The sequence below is a fragment of the Limnohabitans sp. TEGF005 genome (genome assembly GCF_055394835.1).
The window spans coordinates 2691186-2707323 of the sequence record NZ_AP029226.1; the positions used below are offsets into that span (position 1 = coordinate 2691186).

At 57.1% G+C, this 16138-nt stretch carries 21 protein-coding genes and 1 tRNA gene; 8 read left to right on the top strand and 14 right to left on the bottom strand.

The genetic code is table 11. From position 1 onward, the window contains the following. Window positions 1–40: 40 nt before the first annotated feature. On the top strand, window positions 41–1099 hold the full coding sequence (locus ACZ5RG_RS13330) for an oxidoreductase (protein ID WP_464447319.1): 1059 nt from the start codon (window positions 41–43) through the stop codon (window positions 1097–1099). Here the strand turns inward: ACZ5RG_RS13330 and ACZ5RG_RS13335 are convergent. Next, the gene (locus ACZ5RG_RS13335; RefSeq protein ID WP_298602934.1) at window positions 1088–1891 is read right to left on the bottom strand and encodes an exodeoxyribonuclease III; all 804 of its coding nucleotides are present in this window, start codon (window positions 1889–1891) and stop codon (window positions 1088–1090) included. The two genes, ACZ5RG_RS13330 and ACZ5RG_RS13335, sit on opposite strands and share 12 nt — an antisense overlap. Here ACZ5RG_RS13335 and pyrE point away from each other — a divergent pair. Next, window positions 1890–2594: an orotate phosphoribosyltransferase gene (gene pyrE, locus ACZ5RG_RS13340; protein ID WP_019429187.1), complete on the top strand. Its 705-nt coding sequence runs from the start codon at window positions 1890–1892 to the stop codon at window positions 2592–2594. The genes ACZ5RG_RS13335 and pyrE overlap by 2 nt on opposite strands. Window positions 2595–2648: 54 nt before the next feature. Next, entirely contained in the window at window positions 2649–3239 is a 591-nt protein-coding gene (locus tag ACZ5RG_RS13345) for a C40 family peptidase (RefSeq protein WP_298602927.1), read from the top strand. 52 nt (window positions 3240–3291) lie between these two features. On the opposite strand, the gene ACZ5RG_RS13350 is transcribed toward ACZ5RG_RS13345, so the two are convergent. Next, window positions 3292–3367 (bottom strand) — tRNA-Arg (locus ACZ5RG_RS13350). A 139-nt stretch (window positions 3368–3506) separates the two neighbouring features. Between ACZ5RG_RS13350 and ACZ5RG_RS13355 the strand changes: the two genes are divergently transcribed. Next, window positions 3507–4031, top strand: a complete 525-nt coding sequence (locus ACZ5RG_RS13355) for a c-type cytochrome (RefSeq protein ID WP_298602924.1) — start codon at window positions 3507–3509, stop codon at window positions 4029–4031. 72 nt (window positions 4032–4103) lie between these two features. Here the strand turns inward: ACZ5RG_RS13355 and ACZ5RG_RS13360 are convergent, their stop codons facing one another. From ACZ5RG_RS13360 to ACZ5RG_RS13415, 12 genes are all read right to left on the bottom strand, one after another. Continuing rightward, window positions 4104–4634, bottom strand: coding sequence for a DUF2946 family protein (locus ACZ5RG_RS13360; RefSeq protein ID WP_464447320.1), 531 nt, complete (start codon window positions 4632–4634; stop codon window positions 4104–4106). Further along, window positions 4627–5640, bottom strand: a complete 1014-nt coding sequence (locus tag ACZ5RG_RS13365; protein ID WP_315236857.1) for a YheT family hydrolase — start codon at window positions 5638–5640, stop codon at window positions 4627–4629. The genes ACZ5RG_RS13360 and ACZ5RG_RS13365 overlap by 8 nt, the downstream gene beginning before the upstream one ends. A 5-nt stretch (window positions 5641–5645) precedes the next feature. Next, window positions 5646–6095, bottom strand: a complete 450-nt coding sequence (locus ACZ5RG_RS13370) for a YybH family protein (RefSeq protein WP_312260779.1) — start codon at window positions 6093–6095, stop codon at window positions 5646–5648. A gap of 120 nt (window positions 6096–6215) precedes the next feature. Further along, window positions 6216–6629, bottom strand: a complete 414-nt coding sequence (locus ACZ5RG_RS13375; protein WP_019429181.1) for a F0F1 ATP synthase subunit epsilon — start codon at window positions 6627–6629, stop codon at window positions 6216–6218. A gap of 69 nt (window positions 6630–6698) precedes the next feature. Next, entirely contained in the window at window positions 6699–8102 is a 1404-nt protein-coding gene (gene atpD, locus ACZ5RG_RS13380) for a F0F1 ATP synthase subunit beta (RefSeq protein ID WP_464447321.1), read from the bottom strand. 38 nt (window positions 8103–8140) lie between these two features. Beyond that, on the bottom strand, window positions 8141–9028 hold the full coding sequence (gene atpG, locus ACZ5RG_RS13385) for a F0F1 ATP synthase subunit gamma (RefSeq protein WP_298602906.1): 888 nt from the start codon (window positions 9026–9028) through the stop codon (window positions 8141–8143). Window positions 9029–9055: 27 nt separating this feature from the next. Continuing rightward, window positions 9056–10609, bottom strand: coding sequence for a F0F1 ATP synthase subunit alpha (gene atpA / locus ACZ5RG_RS13390; protein ID WP_019429178.1), 1554 nt, complete (start codon window positions 10607–10609; stop codon window positions 9056–9058). 44 nt (window positions 10610–10653) lie between these two features. Beyond that, window positions 10654–11184, bottom strand: coding sequence for a F0F1 ATP synthase subunit delta (locus ACZ5RG_RS13395; RefSeq protein WP_298602903.1), 531 nt, complete (start codon window positions 11182–11184; stop codon window positions 10654–10656). Between the two features lie 22 nt (window positions 11185–11206). Next, window positions 11207–11677, bottom strand: a complete 471-nt coding sequence (locus ACZ5RG_RS13400; protein ID WP_026036503.1) for a F0F1 ATP synthase subunit B — start codon at window positions 11675–11677, stop codon at window positions 11207–11209. 36 nt (window positions 11678–11713) lie between these two features. Next, the gene (atpE, locus tag ACZ5RG_RS13405; RefSeq protein ID WP_464447322.1) at window positions 11714–11962 is read right to left on the bottom strand and encodes a F0F1 ATP synthase subunit C; all 249 of its coding nucleotides are present in this window, start codon (window positions 11960–11962) and stop codon (window positions 11714–11716) included. A 57-nt stretch (window positions 11963–12019) separates the two neighbouring features. Continuing rightward, window positions 12020–12898, bottom strand: coding sequence for a F0F1 ATP synthase subunit A (gene atpB, locus ACZ5RG_RS13410; protein ID WP_298602898.1), 879 nt, complete (start codon window positions 12896–12898; stop codon window positions 12020–12022). A 15-nt stretch (window positions 12899–12913) separates the two neighbouring features. Next, entirely contained in the window at window positions 12914–13432 is a 519-nt protein-coding gene (locus ACZ5RG_RS13415) for an ATP synthase subunit I (RefSeq protein WP_464447323.1), read from the bottom strand. Between the two features lie 196 nt (window positions 13433–13628). On the opposite strand from ACZ5RG_RS13415, the gene ACZ5RG_RS13420 reads away from it, so the two are divergent. The 4 genes from ACZ5RG_RS13420 to lipA are packed head-to-tail and all read left to right on the top strand — an operon-like array spanning window position 13629 to window position 16124. Further along, window positions 13629–14075: a CopD family protein gene (locus tag ACZ5RG_RS13420; RefSeq protein ID WP_298602892.1), complete on the top strand. Its 447-nt coding sequence runs from the start codon at window positions 13629–13631 to the stop codon at window positions 14073–14075. A 26-nt stretch (window positions 14076–14101) separates the two neighbouring features. Further along, window positions 14102–14401 (top strand): DUF493 family protein, encoded by a 300-nt coding sequence (locus ACZ5RG_RS13425; protein ID WP_019429171.1) that lies wholly within the window; start codon window positions 14102–14104, stop codon window positions 14399–14401. A gap of 2 nt (window positions 14402–14403) precedes the next feature. Next, complete coding sequence (lipB, locus tag ACZ5RG_RS13430; RefSeq protein ID WP_298602887.1) at window positions 14404–15066, top strand: lipoyl(octanoyl) transferase LipB; 663 nt, start codon at window positions 14404–14406, stop codon at window positions 15064–15066. 47 nt (window positions 15067–15113) lie between these two features. Continuing rightward, window positions 15114–16124 (top strand): lipoyl synthase, encoded by a 1011-nt coding sequence (gene lipA, locus ACZ5RG_RS13435; protein ID WP_019429169.1) that lies wholly within the window; start codon window positions 15114–15116, stop codon window positions 16122–16124. Window positions 16125–16138: the final 14 nt, after the last annotated feature.

Sequence of the window (16138 nt, forward strand, 5' to 3'; positions counted from 1 at the left end):
TTGAATGGCCAAGCTTCATGGCCAAACCGAAAGCACGACGATGACCTCTCCCCTGAAAGTGGGCCTTTTGGGCTTTGGCTACGCCAGTGCCACTTTTCATGCGCCACTGATTGCCGCCGTGCCGGGTTTGCAGTTGACGGCCATCTCCAGCAGCCGTGCGCAAGACGTGCACGCCGCCTGGCCCGGCGTTGCGGTGTGCGACACCCCCGAAAGCCTGATCGCACGACCCGACATTGACCTGGTGGTGGTGGCCACGCCCAACAACACCCATGCCCCACTGGCCGCTTTGGCGCTGCGGGCCGGCAAGCATGTGGTGGTCGACAAGCCCTTTACCCTGAATGTGCAAGAGGCCCGCGACCTGATCGTATTGGCCAAGCAGCAAGCGCGTTTGTTGTCGGTTTTTCATAACCGGCGCTGGGATGGGGATTTCTTGTCGCTGCAAGCGGTGCTGAACAGCGTCACCCTGGGTCGCATCGTGCATGTTGAATCGCACTTTGACCGCTATCGCCCCGTGGTGCCACAGCGCTGGCGCGATTCGGGTGAGCCGGGCAGCGGCCTGTGGTACGACTTGGGGCCGCATTTGCTCGACCAGGCGCTGCAATTGTTTGGCCCACCCCAAACGCTTTCGCTCGACTGGGCACGCCAGCGTGACCACAGCCGCGCCGATGACTGGTTTCATGCCCTCTTGCATTACGGCGATATGCGGGTGGTGCTGCATGCCAGCGCCTTGACCGCCCATGTGGCGCCCCGCTTCACGGTGCATGGCACCGAGGGGTCGCTGGTCAAGTGGGGGCTGGACACCCAAGAGGCCGCCTTGAAGGCGGGCCAGCGCCCACCGCTGGCCGACTGGGGCGTTGACCCCGAGCCCCTGCGCTTGACGCTGTCAGACGCGCAGCAACACCTGAGCGAAAGCACGCAAATGGGCATGCCCGGCGATTACACGCGCTATTACGCGGGCATTCGCGATGCGGTGCTGTGCGGTGCGGCCAATCCGGTGCCCGCCGAAGAAGCGCTGTGGGTGATGGAACTGATTGAGCTGGGCCAGCGCAGCGCCACCGAAGGGCGACGCATGGCCGTGGCCTTGCGCTCAGAGGTCTAAGTCGTATTCGACCGTGATCGGTGCGTGGTCTGAAAACTTTTGATCTTTGTAAATCGATTCGGTTCGGGCTTTTTCAGCCAAGGCCGGGGTGGCGAGTTGGTAGTCCAGCCGCCAGCCCACGTTCTTGGCATAGGCCTGGCCTCGGTTGCTCCACCAGGTGTAGCAAGCGTCTGTGGTGTCGGGCTGGAGGCGGCGATACACATCAACCACACCGCCCTCGGTGGTGAGCTGTGTCATCCAGGCACGCTCTTCGGGCAAAAAGCCGCTGTTTTTGAGGTTGCCCTTCCAGTTCTTGAGGTCGGCTTGTTGGTGCGCGATGTTCACATCGCTGCACACCACGAAGTCGCGCTCGGCTTTGAGGGCCATGAGGTGCGGGTACATCTTGTCCAAAAATCGGAACTTGGCCTCTTGCCGCTCAGGCCCCGATGAACCACTGGGAAAGTAGCTGCTGATGATGGACAGTTTGCGGGTGGGCGTGTCGAAACGCAGCTCGACATAGCGGCCTTCGGCATCGAACTCGCCGCCGTCAAAACCCACGACCACATCGCTGGGCTCATGCCGGGTGTACACGCCCACGCCGGAATAGCCTTTTTTCTCGGCAAACTGAAAGTGGCCTTTCAGGCCTGCGATGTCTTCAAACTTGCCTGCGACATCGGCCGCTTGGGCTTTGACTTCTTGCACGCAAATACAATCAGGCTTTTCTTGCGCCAACCAGGCTTCGACCCCTTTGGTCGTGGCTGAACGGATGCCGTTGAGGTTGAGGCTGGTGAGTTTGAACAAGGATTTCCCCATGGTGACAGGACAGGCAAGCAGCGCCGAGATGCAGGCGCTTGCTCAAGAATTTGTGCAATTTGCGGTCGACTCGGGCGTGCTGCGCTTTGGCGAATTCAAGACCAAAGCCGGGCGCATGAGCCCGTATTTTTTCAACGCAGGGCTGTTTGACGACGGCGCCAAGCTGAGTCGACTCGCGCAATTCTATGCAAAAGCCCTGCTGGCCAGCGGCATCGAATTCGACATGATCTTTGGTCCTGCCTACAAAGGCATTCCGCTGGGCGCGGCGGTCTCGGTAGAACTGGCCCGCTTGGGCAAGAACGTGCCTTTTGCCTACAACCGCAAAGAAGCCAAGGACCACGGCGAAGGCGGCAGTTTGGTGGGTGCGCCGCTCAAGGGCCGCGTGCTGATCGTGGACGACGTGATGAGCGCAGGTACCGCCGCACGCGAGTCGATTGCCCTGATTCAGGCCGCAGGCGCCACGCCCCACGCGATTGCCATTGCCTTGGACCGCCAGGAAATGGCCACCGAAAAACAGGCCGACGGCTCGGTGCAAGACGTGCCCCACAGCGCCGTGCAGTACGTGCGCGGCACACTGGGCATGCAGGTCTGCACGATTGCGCAACTGTCTGATTTGTTGGCTTATCTGTCGAACCAGGGCGGCAACGCGCTGGCCGAACATCTGCCCAAAGTTCAAGCTTATCGTGACCGTTACGGCGTTTAACTAAACAAAGATACTCAACAAGGCCATTGCCCGCGCACGGTTGAAGCGGTTATTATGGATGGCTCATCCACAAAATCTTATATCGTGAAATTTAAGCCCCTTGCCACCGCTGTCAGTTTGCTGCTGGCGTCCTCCTTGGTTTTTGCCGCACCTGCAGACGAGCAGGCAGCAGAAGTCAAGCGGATGTCAGAACTGGCCAGCTTGATGCAACTGGGCGACCAAATGAAAAGCAGTGTCGGCGAGAAAACCGACCAAATGCTTGGGAAAGCCATGGGCTTGCTGGGCGTGCCCTACAAACGCGGCGGCAGTTCTACCGAAACTGGCTTTGATTGCAGCGGATTCGTGCGTTACATGTATGAAACATCCGTTGGGCGCTTATTGCCCCGGCGTGCAGATGAGCAAGCAGCGGCGACAGACAAAATCGACCGCAATGAACTCAACCCGGGCGACCTGGTCTTCTTCAACACCATGCGCCGCACGTTCAGCCACGTAGGCATTTACCTCGGCGATGGCAAATTCATCCATGCGCCCAGCACCGGCAAAACGGTGCGCGTGGATGATTTGCGGGCAGCTTACTGGACCAAACGTTTTACCGGCGCCCGCCGAGTCAAAGAAACACCAGCACCGGACAGCCCCAGCCGCTGAACCTGTCTTACATAAACAAAAACGCCACCGCAAAGGGTGGCGAAATTGAGTTTGGTGCGGCTGGCGGGGATCGAACCCACGACCCTTGGCTTCGGAGGCCAATACTCTATCCACTGAGCTACAGCCGCACTTGGTGCTGCACGGATTATGTCACGGCTTGTCTTTCTGGCCGGGGCTTGCAAGTCCGGTGAAGGGTGGGCCGCTATAATCTTGGGTTGATTACGGTCAACACCCAGGCCCAAAGGCCAAGCCCAACAAGAGGATCTCATGAGCGACAACAGCCACGATCAACACGAAGCACACACCGGCCCGGTGAAAACGCCCAAGCAAATGCTTTTGCTGAGCCTTGCTTCTTTCATCATCCCGGTGTTCATCATCATCGGTTTGGTCTTTTATGTGACTTCGGCCAACAAGACGGCTCCGGGTGCCAGCGACTCCGAAAGATCGGTCGCCCAGCGCATTCAGAAAATCGGCACCGTTGAAGTACGCGACGCCAATCGTCCTTTGAAAGCCGGTGAAGAAGTTTACAAAGCGCAGTGTTCTGCCTGCCACGCTGCAGGCGCAGCCGGTGCACCCAAGTTTGCCGACGCTGGCGCTTGGGGTGCGCGCATCAAGCAAGGCCTGGAGACTTTGGTGACTTCGGCCCTCAAAGGCAAAGGTGCCATGGGTGCACAAGGTGGCGGTGATTTCAACGACACCGAAATTGCCCGCGCTGTGGTCTATATGGCCAACAATGCCGGTGCCAAATTTGATGAACCCAAGGCACCTGCTGCCGAAGGCGAGAAGAAGTAAAGCGGCTGCGGCCTCTTGAATGAACCGACCCTCGTGGTCGGTTTTTTTATGCCCGCTCGCTGATGGTCAACCTCAGCCTTGCTGTGGGCTGATGACAAATCCAAAGCGCTCAGGCAGTTCCCGAGACAAACAGTCTTCAGGGATCCAAAGATTTTTTTCTATGGCTTCGGCGACCAAGGCGACATCCAGGGTGTGAACCAAGCCAAAACCCGCTGTGGTCTTCAGGTAAACACGCCCGGCTTCGTCAACCAGGCATGCGATGACTTGCGCGGCTTGCCCTGTGTGCGCGGTCGGCTCAAAGCTTTCGCTCAATCGCCAGATGTAGGGCGCAACTTCCAGCTCGATGTAGACCCGCTGGGGTCCGTTCTGAAAAAACCAACGCCCCTGCACATCGGCATCGTAGTTGCGATGAATGAAATCAATCAACTTTTCATGCCTCAGCACAGAGCCTTTGGCGCCTGCTTGACCACTTTGAAACGCACCCAAGTGCTGCACCCGGTCATCTCGCATGTGCCACTGCCCGCGACTGTCCAAACCCAGCCAGCCAAAGCAGTCGGGCACATTCGGCCACTTGGTCATGGCTTGGCGAACGATGTCATCCATGGGCTGTAATCCCTTCGTGAAACGGCTGCCCAGATGCACCCAAAAGCCAGCTCCCCACGGCATCGGGCAAGCCACGCACATGGCTGGGCCAACTGCCTTGGGCGAATCCAACATGCCCCCCGTGCTCGGGCTGCCAAAGCGTGACCGACCTCGATACATCGTTCTTTTGGGGCAAACTGCTCGCCGGTACGAAGGGGTCGTTCCGGGCATTCAATGCCAAGGCCGGCAGGCGGATGTTCTGCATCAACGGTTTGGCCGATGCTTTGGCCCAGTAATCGTCTGTATTTTTGAACCCATGCAAGGGTGCCGTGAACACATTGTCAAACTCGTACAGGTCTCGCGCAGCCATGAGCCGCTGCCGATCAAACAGGCCTGGGTGCTGCGCCAACTTGGCCAACGCCTTTGGCTTCATGCTGCGCAAAAACATGCGCGTATAAATTTGTCGGTTCAAACCACGCCCTATGGCGTGCCCACTTTGCATCAAATCAAGCGGCGAACAAATCGAAGCGATGGCATCTGCACTTTGCAAGGCTGCGGTGCCGTGTTCGGCGGCCCACCGCATCAAGGCATTGCCGCCTAGGGACACGCCTGCTGCGATCAGTGTTTGACCACCCTGCGATTGATGCTGCTTGCGCAGACGACTCAATACCCAGTCGATTTCCTGGTGATCACCTGAATGGTAGGCACGCGGTGCACGATTGAGTTCGCCGCTGCAGCCGCGAAAGTGGGGCAAAGCAAAGTTGAGGTCGTGCGCAGCCGCCCAATCGGCAAAGGACTGCGCGTAATGGCTGTCTGATGAACCCTCAAGTCCGTGAAACAACACCAACATGGGCCTGTCATGTCGACTGGCATTTTGTCGATCGACATCGATGAAGTCATCGTCCGGTGTGAGCCAGCGCTCACGCTGTATGGGCAATGCCGGGCCCCACCGTCTGCGTGCATACAGGGCTGACCAAATGGTCTGGGCATGCCCACCGGGCAGCCATACGGGTGCTCGATAATGCATAAGCCTCAGTGCAGCACCGTGGGCTTGACCCCCACATCGGCCGAATCATTCGGGGTGCCAGGGCTTGCATGGTGGGCCACCATGCGCCAACCCTGTGGCATTTTTTGGTACACATTGGTGGCAATCACAAATGCCTGTTTGGCGCCCTGCGGTGTGATCACCTCCACTCGCTCCACAAGGTGATGAACCGCGCACGCGAGTGAAACGATTTTGTGGACTCTTTCTGGGTGCGCTTGCACACTGCCGTTGGCAAACATGCCCTCAAATGTGGCACGTATGGCACCCGGCCCGATCATGCGCGGCCCACCAGGATGTACACAGACGATGTCATCTTCTTCCGCCCAACACGCCATGAGCTGCTCAATGTCAGCGTTGTGAAGCGCTTCGTAAAAGCTTTGTTCGATGTCGTCGGGTGTTCCACCCACGATGGCTGCTTGCAATTTGGCTCTTTTCATGATCCGACCAAGTCTACACGCGCCCATGGTGCGCCGGGCAACAAAAAACCCGACCGCATTGCTGCGTCGGGTTTTTTGAAAATGCCTGCACAAGTACAGGTACTGCTCTTGTTCAGCGTCTTATTTTTTGCGGTATTTCCGCAAGGCCGACAACTGAGCCGCCAAGACAGCCAACTCGGACTGGGCACGGGCCAAGTCGATTTCGCTTTTGGCGTTTTTCAAAGCTTCTTCTGCTGCTGCTTTGGCCGCATTGGCTTTCTCTTCGTCGAGGTCTTTGCCGCGGATCGCGGTGTCAGACAGCACGGTCACGCAGTCGGGCTGCACTTCCAGAATGCCACCCGCAACGAAAACAAATTCCTCGCCGCCGTCAGCCGTCTCGATGCGAACCGAACCGGCTTTGATGCGGGTGATCAGCGGGGTGTGACGTGGGTAAATGCCCAGTTCGCCAGACTCGCCAGGCAAGGCCACGAATCGGGCTTCGCCCGAATAGATGGACTCTTCTGCACTGACCACATCAACGTGGATGGTGTTCATGTTTACTCCTTAAAAAGGTGCGTTGAAGCGGACTACGGGGAGACTGGATAGCCGCCCCGGGGTTCTGCTTTACGCGGCCTTTTTGGCCTTTTCGAAAGCTTCGTCGATGGTACCGACCATGTAGAAAGCTTGCTCTGGCAGGTGATCGCACTCGCCGGACACAATCATCTTGAAGCCACGGATGGTTTCAGCCAATGTGACGTACTTGCCGGGGGAACCGGTAAACACTTCAGCCACGTGGAAAGGCTGCGACAGGAAACGCTGGATCTTGCGGGCACGGGCCACGGCCAACTTGTCTTCAGGCGCCAAGTCGTCCATGCCCATGATGGCGATGATGTCGCGCAGTTCGCGGTAACGCTGCAAAGTACCTTGCACAGCGCGAGCGGTTTCGTAGTGGTCTTGGCCCACAACCAAAGGATCGAGCTGACGGCTGGTGGAGTCCAGAGGATCCACAGCTGGGTAGATACCGAGCGAAGCGATGTCACGAGACAACACCACGGTGGAGTCCAAGTGAGCAAACGTGGTCGCAGGCGATGGGTCGGTCAAGTCATCGGCTGGCACGTAAACGGCCTGAATCGATGTGATCGAGCCGACTTTGGTCGACGTGATACGTTCTTGCAAACGGCCCATTTCTTCGGCCAGGGTTGGCTGGTAACCCACAGCAGAAGGCATACGGCCCAACAAGGCGGACACTTCGGTACCGGCCAAGGTGTAGCGGTAGATGTTGTCCACGAAGAACAACACGTCTTTGCCTTCGTCACGGAAGGATTCAGCAATGGTCAGACCGGTCAAGGCGACGCGCAAACGGTTGCCTGGTGGCTCGTTCATCTGGCCGTAAACCATGGCCACTTTGGACTCAGGCAGGTTCTCGAGGTTCACGACGCCGGAGTCGGCCATCTCGTGATAGAAGTCGTTGCCTTCACGGGTACGCTCACCCACACCAGCGAACACGGACAAGCCGCTGTGCGCCTTGGCGATGTTGTTGATGAGTTCCATCATGTTCACGGTCTTGCCCACACCGGCACCACCGAACAAGCCGACCTTGCCGCCTTTGGCGAACGGGCAAACCAAGTCAATCACCTTGATGCCGGTTTCCAGCAGTTCTTGTGAAGGGCTCAGTTCGTCGTAAGCAGGTGCTTTGCGGTGAATGGAAGCAGTGAGTTCCTGGCTGACAGGACCACGTTCGTCGATGGGCGCACCCAACACGTCCATGATGCGGCCCAGTGTGGCTTTGCCCACAGGCACGGTGATCGCCTTGCCTGTGTTGTACACCATCAGGCCACGACGCAAACCGTCAGAAGAACCGAGCGCAATGGTGCGCACGATGCCGTCGCCGAGTTGCTGCTGCACTTCCAGGGTCAGCGCGGAGCCTTCCATTTTGAGTGCGTCATAAACCTTGGGCATCTGGTTACGTGGAAATTCCACGTCGACCACAGCGCCAATACACTGAACAATTTTTCCTTGGGCTTGCATTTTTCGCTCCAAATAATTTGAATTTGCTGAACTGGGGATCAGCCGCTGATCGCGGCTGCGCCAGAGACGATTTCCGACAGTTCTTTGGTGATGGCTGCTTGACGGGTCTTGTTGTAGACGAGTTTGAGCTCGCCAATCACATTGCCAGCGTTGTCCGTGGCGGCCTTCATGGCCACCATGCGAGCAGCGTGCTCTGAGGCCATGTTTTCGGCCACGGCTTGGTAAGCCAGGGCTTCTGCATAACGGATCAACAAATCGTCAATGACCGACTGGGCATCGGGCTCATAGATGTAATCCCATCCATGGGCCACGGCACCTGCTGCCTTGGTGTCTGCTTCCATCTTGGAAGAAGACAGTGGCAGCAACTGGTCGATGGTGGGCACTTGTGCCATGGTGCTGACAAACTTGTTGTAGCACAGGTACACAGCGCTCACCTCACCAGCGGCATAAGCGTCGAGCAGCACCTTGACGGGGCCAATCAGCTTTTCCAGATGAGGCTTGTCGCCCAGATGGGTCACATGCGCCACCACTTTGGCATTGACGCGGTTCAGGAAACCCAAACCTTTGCCGCCAATGGCCACGGCCAGAGGCGTCTTGCCTGCAGCCTGCGTTTCACGCAATTTACCTGTCACGGCACGCAGCAGGTTGGTGTTCAAGCCACCGCACAAACCTTTGTCCGTGGTCACCACAATGAAGCCGACGGACTTGCCGTCGTTTTGCTTCATGAAGGCGTGCACGTACTCAGGGTTGGCCTGCCCGAGATGAGTCGCAATGGTGCGAATCTTCTCGCTGTAAGGCCGGGCCGTGCGCATACGCTCCTGCGCCTTGCGCATTTTGGAGACGGAAATCATCTCCATGGCCTTGGTGATCTTCTTGGTGTTTTCCACCGATTTGATCTTGGTGCGTAGTTCCTTGCCCGATGCCATCAGCGGCTCCTTTTGATCAGGTAGAAATTAAGCAAAGCTTTTCTTGAAAGCGGCGACAGCAGTGGTCAATTCAGCCTCAGCTTCTTTGTCCAGTGCTTGCGTGCTTTCCATCTTGGCCAACAGGGCTGCGCTCTTGTCTTTGAGGTAAGCGTGCAAACCGTGTTCGAAAGCCAGGACTTTCTTGACGTCGATGTCGTCCATGAAGCCTTTGTTCACCGCAAACAGGCTGGCGCCCATCAAGCTGATCGACAGAGGGCTGTATTGGGCTTGCTTGAGCAATTCAGTCACGCGGGCACCGCGGTCCAGCTGCTTGCGTGTCGACTCGTCCAGATCGGAAGCGAACTGGGCGAAAGCGGCCAATTCACGGTACTGGGCCAAGTCGGTACGGATACCGCCGGATTGACCTTTGATGATCTTGGTTTGAGCCGAGCTACCGACGCGCGACACCGAGATACCGGCGTTGATCGCTGGACGGATACCGGCGTTGAACAAGCTGGTTTCCAAGAAGATCTGACCGTCGGTGATCGAAATCACGTTGGTGGGCACGAATGCAGACACGTCACCGGCTTGGGTTTCGATGATGGGCAAAGCCGTCAAGGAACCTGTTTTGCCTTTGACAGCGCCTTTGGTGAAGGCTTCGACATAGTCGGCGTTCACGCGGGCTGCACGTTCGAGCAAACGGCTGTGGAGATAGAACACGTCGCCAGGGTAAGCTTCGCGGCCTGGTGGACGGCGCAACAGCAGCGACACCTGACGGTAAGCCACGGCTTGCTTGGACAGATCGTCATAAACGATCAAAGCGTCTTCGCCACGGTCACGGAAGTATTCGCCCATGGTGCAGCCAGAGTAGGCCGACACGTACTGCATGGCAGCAGATTCAGAGGCAGAAGCGGCCACGACGATGGTGTATTCCATCGCGCCAGCTTGTTCCAGAGCGCGCACCACGTTCTTGATCGACGAGGCTTTTTGGCCAATCGCGACGTAAACGCAGGTCATGTTCTGACCCTTTTGGTTGATGATGGCGTCGATCGCGACGGCAGTCTTGCCGGTCTGACGGTCGCCAATGATCAGTTCGCGCTGACCACGGCCCACGGGCACCATGGAGTCGATCGACTTCAGGCCAGTTTGCATAGGCTGATCAACCGATTTACGTGCGATCACGCCAGGGGCGACTTTTTCGATCACGTCGGTCATCTTGGCGTTGATCGGGCCTTTACCGTCAATTGGCTGACCCAAAGCGTTCACCACACGGCCAATCAGTTCGGGGCCCACGGGCACTTCCAAAATGCGGCCTGTGCACTTGACAGTGTCGCCTTCGGAGATGTGCTCGTACTCACCCAAGATCACGGCGCCAACCGAGTCACGCTCGAGGTTCAGGGCCAGACCAAAAGTGGCAGTGCCATCGGCTGTGGATGGGAATTCGAGCATTTCGCCCTGCATCACATCAGACAAGCCATGGACGCGAACGATACCGTCGGTCACAGACACCACAGTGCCTTGGTTGCGGATATCGGCGCTGGCGGACAGCCCTTCGATGCGGCTCTTGATCAGTTCAGAAATTTCTGCGGGATTGAGTTGCATGACTCTTTCCTTCTTTCTTTAAATATGTCCGGTCTCAATCCGCATCAAGCGGTGAGGGCCGATTTCATTTGTTCCAGTCGGGCCTTGACAGAGGTATCGAGCACCTCGTCGCCCACCACCACACGAATGCCACCGATCAGGGCAGCATCCAGCTCGACGCTCACATTGAGCTTGCGCGCAAAGCGTTTTTCGAGCGTGGACGACAAATCGGCCAAAGCCGAAGCGTCGATGGGAAATGCGCTGTAAACCACCGCGTCAGCGGTGCCAGCTTGCGCATTCATGAGGGCCCGGTACTGCTGTGCAACGACAGGCAGCGCACTGAGACGGCGGTTTTCGATCACCAGGCGCAGGAAATTCTTGCCAGCCTCGGGCAGTGCTGTGCGCACCACGCCAGAGATCAGCTCGAATGCCTGCTCGTCGGACACTTTGGGGCTATCGGCGAACTGTTGCAATTGCGCGTTGTCGGCAATCACAGCCAGTTCGTCCAGCCAAGCGGCCGTGCCAGCGAGATCGGATGCCTGCGCTTTGAAAAGCGCATCGGCATAAGGGCGGGCGATGGTAGCAAGTTCTGCCATGGTCTTCTCTGGCTGGAGCTTCTTACAGCTCGGTCTTGAGGCGGCTCAGCAGATCAGCGTGGACGCCGGCGTTGACTTCCTTGCGGAGAATCTGCTCGGCGCCTTTGACGGCCAAAGCTGCGACCTGCTCACGCAGGGTTTCGCGGACTTTGACAGCCTGCTGCTCAGCTTCAGCTTTTGCAGCGGCGATGATCTTGTTGCCTTCTTCGGTGGCACGTGCTTTGGCTTCGTCAACGATGCCATTTGCACGGCGCTCGGCATCAGCCAAGCGCGAAGCCGTCTCGTTGCGCGACTGGGCCAACTCGGACTCGACACGCGCATTGGCGCTGGAGAGTTCGGCTTTGGCTTTGTCTGCGGCAGCGAGGCCGTCAGCGATTTTCTGTGCCCGTTCGTCGAGCGCTTTTGTGATCGGGGGCCACACGAATTTCATCGTGAACCACACCAGAATCGCAAAAACGATCATCTGAATGAACAGAGTAGCGTTAATGTTCACGGTTCAGTCCTTCTTCTGTTGGAAGAGGTACGTGGATTACTTCAGAACGAAGGGGTTGGCGAAGGCAAACAGCAAAGCGATGGCCACACCAATCAGGAACGCAGCGTCGATCAGACCAGCCAAGATGAACATCTTGGTTTGGAGTTCGTTCATCAATTCAGGTTGACGAGCAGAGGACTCGAGGAATTTACTGCCCATCAAAGCGATGCCGATAGAAGCGCCGATAGCACCCAGACCAACGATCAAACCACATGCCAATGCCACCAGGCCGAGAATGTTTTCCATGAGAAGCTCCTAAAAGTTAGTGGAAAAAAGAAACAGGAAACGAGAGAAAAAGTGTCATCAATGTGCGTCGTGCGCTTGACCTGTGTAGATCAGCGTCAACATCATAAAGATGAAGGCTTGCAAGGTGATGACCAGGATGTGGAACAAAGTCCACACGGTACCAGCAAGGATATGGCCAATAGCCAGACCCACACCGGTTGCCGACAATGCCCAGCCGCCACCCATGAGGGCAATCAACATGAACACCAACTCACCCGCAAACATGTTGCCAAACAGTCGCATGCCATGCGAAACCGTCTTGGCCAAATATTCAATCATCTGCATCAAGAAGTTAATCGGATACAGAGCCCAATGGTCACCAAAGGGCGCAGCAATCAGTTCGTGAGCCCAGCCGCCCAAGCCTTTGATCTTGATGTTGTAGACCAGGCAAATGAACAGCACCGAGCAAGACAGGCCCAATGTGGAGGACAAGTCGGCTGTTGGCACGACGCGCAAATAGTCTTTGAAACCCAAAGCAGGGCCGGCTGCATGCCAAGCACCGGGGATCAGGTCGACAGGCAGCATGTCCATTGCGTTCATCAGGAAAATCCAGACAAACACGGTCAGCGCCAGAGGAGAAATGAGTTTGCGGCTCTTGGCGTTGTGAATAACACCTTTGGCCTGGTTTTCAACCATCTCGGCCAGCAGCTCGAAACCGGCCTGGAAACGACCAGGAACGCCCGAAGTGGCTTTGCGGGCAGCCGCCCACATGACCAAACAACCGATAACACCCAAAACGAGTGAGAAAACGACCGAGTCCAAGTTGAACAGACTGAAGTCAACGATGCTCGTTTGCTTGACGCCTTCAAATGAAAAGTTCATTTGCAGGTGTTGCAGGTGGTGCTGGATGTACTCTCCAGCCGTTGGGGCATGCGCGCCAGCGTTTTCAGCAGACATAAATCACCAATCAGTTCATAAAAATTTCGGCTTCGACTTGGTTTGCATCCAGCCCAGCGCCATGGCCAGCCAATACACCTTCATCGTCACCACAAAACCGGCCACCAAGGCAAACCAGCTCAGATCTGAAATCACTTTAGGCGCCACCAGAAGCAACGCCACGGTCAAGATGATCTTGACCAACTCCCAAACAAACAAACCCGCCAAGGCAGAGCCTGATTGGGTTCGTCGCATTTGCCGACTCAAAGCCCTGACAAATACAACAGCCGGAATCACCACCGCCACAGAACCCCATGCCGCCGATGCCGCCAATCGGAACTGCCCGCTGACCAAACCAGTCAACACAGCCACCAACGCACCCACGACCACCTGCAAAGCCAACACGCGCCAAGGTGAAACCACCGGGTTTTGTTGGCGCCAAGCCTGGGCCTGTTCAGCAGTCAAGGGCTTGAATTCGAGCTCAAGACCTTCATCTGCATCATCTGACGCACTGACCGGGATGCCCGTTTCTGGGGATGAGGCGATTTTGACCATCTCAAATTACACCGAAGTTACGTACAACACGTCAAATCCAGCAAAGCCTTTGATTATACGTAGAAACCCGTGCGTCTTCAGCTTTTGATTGACGACAAATTCCCACATGCTCTATGTGCCAGGCCCCAACAGCGACAATTGCATGGTCAGTCCCCATTCGAGGACTCGTTTTAAAGCTTGTTGATAGGTCCTTTATATGTACGAATGGTTTAAATTTTTTCACCTTGGCGCTGGCATCGTGTGGCTCGGCGGCATGGCTTTGGTCATTTTGGCTTTGCGCCCGATGGTCGTGGCACAGATGGCGCCACCTGAGCGCTTGGCCCTGATGTCTGGTGTGCTGTCCCGCTTTTTTGTGATGGTGTGGATTTCGATCGCCCTGCTCCTTGCTTCTGGCTTCTGGATGCTGTCCATGACCGATATGAAACTGGCCCCCAAAGGTTGGCATGCCATGTCCGGACTTGGCCTGTTGATGTGTCTGATTTTTGCGCACATCTGGTTCGCGCCATTTCGCAAGCTGAAGGCCGCCGTGCTGGCCGCTGACTGGCCCGCTGCAGGCAAAGCCCTTGGGCAAATTCACCCCTTGGTGGTGACCAATTTCGTGCTGGGCTGGCTGGCGGTTTTGGCCGTCGTGGTCTGGCGTTAAGCTTGCAACCCCAACGGAATTTTTTCATGAGCGCGTCCATTACACCTCCTGCCGGCATTGATCCGCGCAAAGAAACCCTGATCGAATACCCCTCGATCTTCCCCATCAAAGTCATGGGGGCCATGGTCGATGGTTTTGCTGAAGCTTTATGCCAGGTGGCCCTGCAATTTGACCCAGGCTTTGATGCAGCCACCATCGAGCTGCGCCCCAGCAAAGGCGGCAACTACCTTGGCGTGACGCTCAACATCACCGCCACAAGCCGCGAACAACTTGACGATTTGTACCGTGCGCTGACCTCGCACCCGATGGTCAAAATCGTCCTCTGAACATGGACATCCGGCTTCTGGGGCGGGTCGACTACCTGCCAACTTACGAGGCCATGCAGGTCTTCACCCACGAGCGTACGCCCGAGACACCCAACGAACTCTGGATTTGCGAACACCCGCCTGTGTTTACACAAGGCCTGGCTGGACAAGCAGGCCATGTGTTGATGCCTGGCGACATTCCGGTGGTGCAGACCAACCGGGGCGGGCAAGTCACCTTTCATGGCCCGGGCCAAGTGATGGCGTACCCATTGGTCAACTTGCAACGCGCTGGTTATTTCGTCAAAGAATACGTTTACAAGCTTGAAGAATCGGTCATCCGCACGCTGGCGCATTTTGGTGTCACGGGCCACCGTGTGGCCGGTGCACCGGGCATTTATGTGCGCCTAGAAGACCCCTTCAGCCACAGCGCGCTGGTGGGGCCTGCGCCAGCCAGTGACCCATTCAAAGGCCTGGGCAAAATCAGCGCACTGGGCATCAAAGTCAGCCGCCATTGCACCTACCACGGTGCCGCACTCAACGTGGCGATGGACCTCGAGCCCTTTAACCGCATCAACCCCTGTGGCTATGCCGGCCTGAAAACCGTGGACCTTTCTACAATCGGCGTAGAAACCACTTGGGACGAAGCCGCCCATGTGCTGGCCCAGCAATTGGCGGCCCGTTTATGAACCCCTGCCTGCGCACGCGATGTGGCTGCAGTGACTGAAAGAACAAGATGAGCAACACCCCCACCGAACGCAACGTGGTTCGCGAAGCCCAAAGCGTTGAAAACTACGACCCCATGGCCAAGCAAAAAGCAGCGGCCAAGCTGTCTCGCATTCCGGTCAAAGTCGAAGCCGGTGAAGTGCTCAAAAAACCCGAGTGGATCCGCGTCAAAGCGGGCTCCCCCACCACCCGCTTTTACGAAATCAAAGACGTGCTGCGCGCCAACAAACTGGTAACCGTGTGCGAGGAAGCCAGCTGCCCCAATATCGGTGAGTGCTTTGGCAAAGGCACCGCCACCTTCATGATCATGGGCGACAAGTGCACCCGCCGCTGCCCGTTTTGCGATGTGGGCCATGGCCGACCCGACCCACTGGATGTGAACGAGCCCGACAACCTGGCCAAGACCATTGCACAACTCAAGCTGAAATACGTGGTGATCACCAGCGTGGACCGCGACGACCTGCGCGATGGCGGTGCGGGGCATTTTGTGGAGTGCATCCGCAAAACACGTGAGCTGTCACCCACCACCCAGATCGAAGTGCTGGTGCCCGACTTCCGTGGACGCGATGACCGCGCATTGGAAATTCTCAAAGCCGCACCACCCGATGTGATGAACCACAACATGGAAACCGTGCCGCGCCTTTACAAAGAAGCGCGTCCCGGCTCGGACTACCAGTTCTCGTTGAGCTTGTTGAAGAAATTCAAAGCGCTGTTTCCGAACGTGCCCACCAAGAGTGGCTTGATGGTCGGCTTGGGCGAAACAGACGAAGAAATTCTGGACGTCATGCGCGACATGCGGGCACACAACATCGAGATGCTGACCATTGGCCAGTACTTGGCACCCAGCAACAGCCACCTGCCCGTGCGCCGTTATGTGCACCCCGACACCTTCAAGATGTTCGAGGCCAAAGCCTACGAAATGGGCTTTTCGCATGCGGCAGTGGGCGCGATGGTGCGCAGCAGCTACCACGCAGACCAGCAGGCACATTCGGCGCAGCTGAATCTGGCCGACAAACCCTGACCCCGCTCAACCCA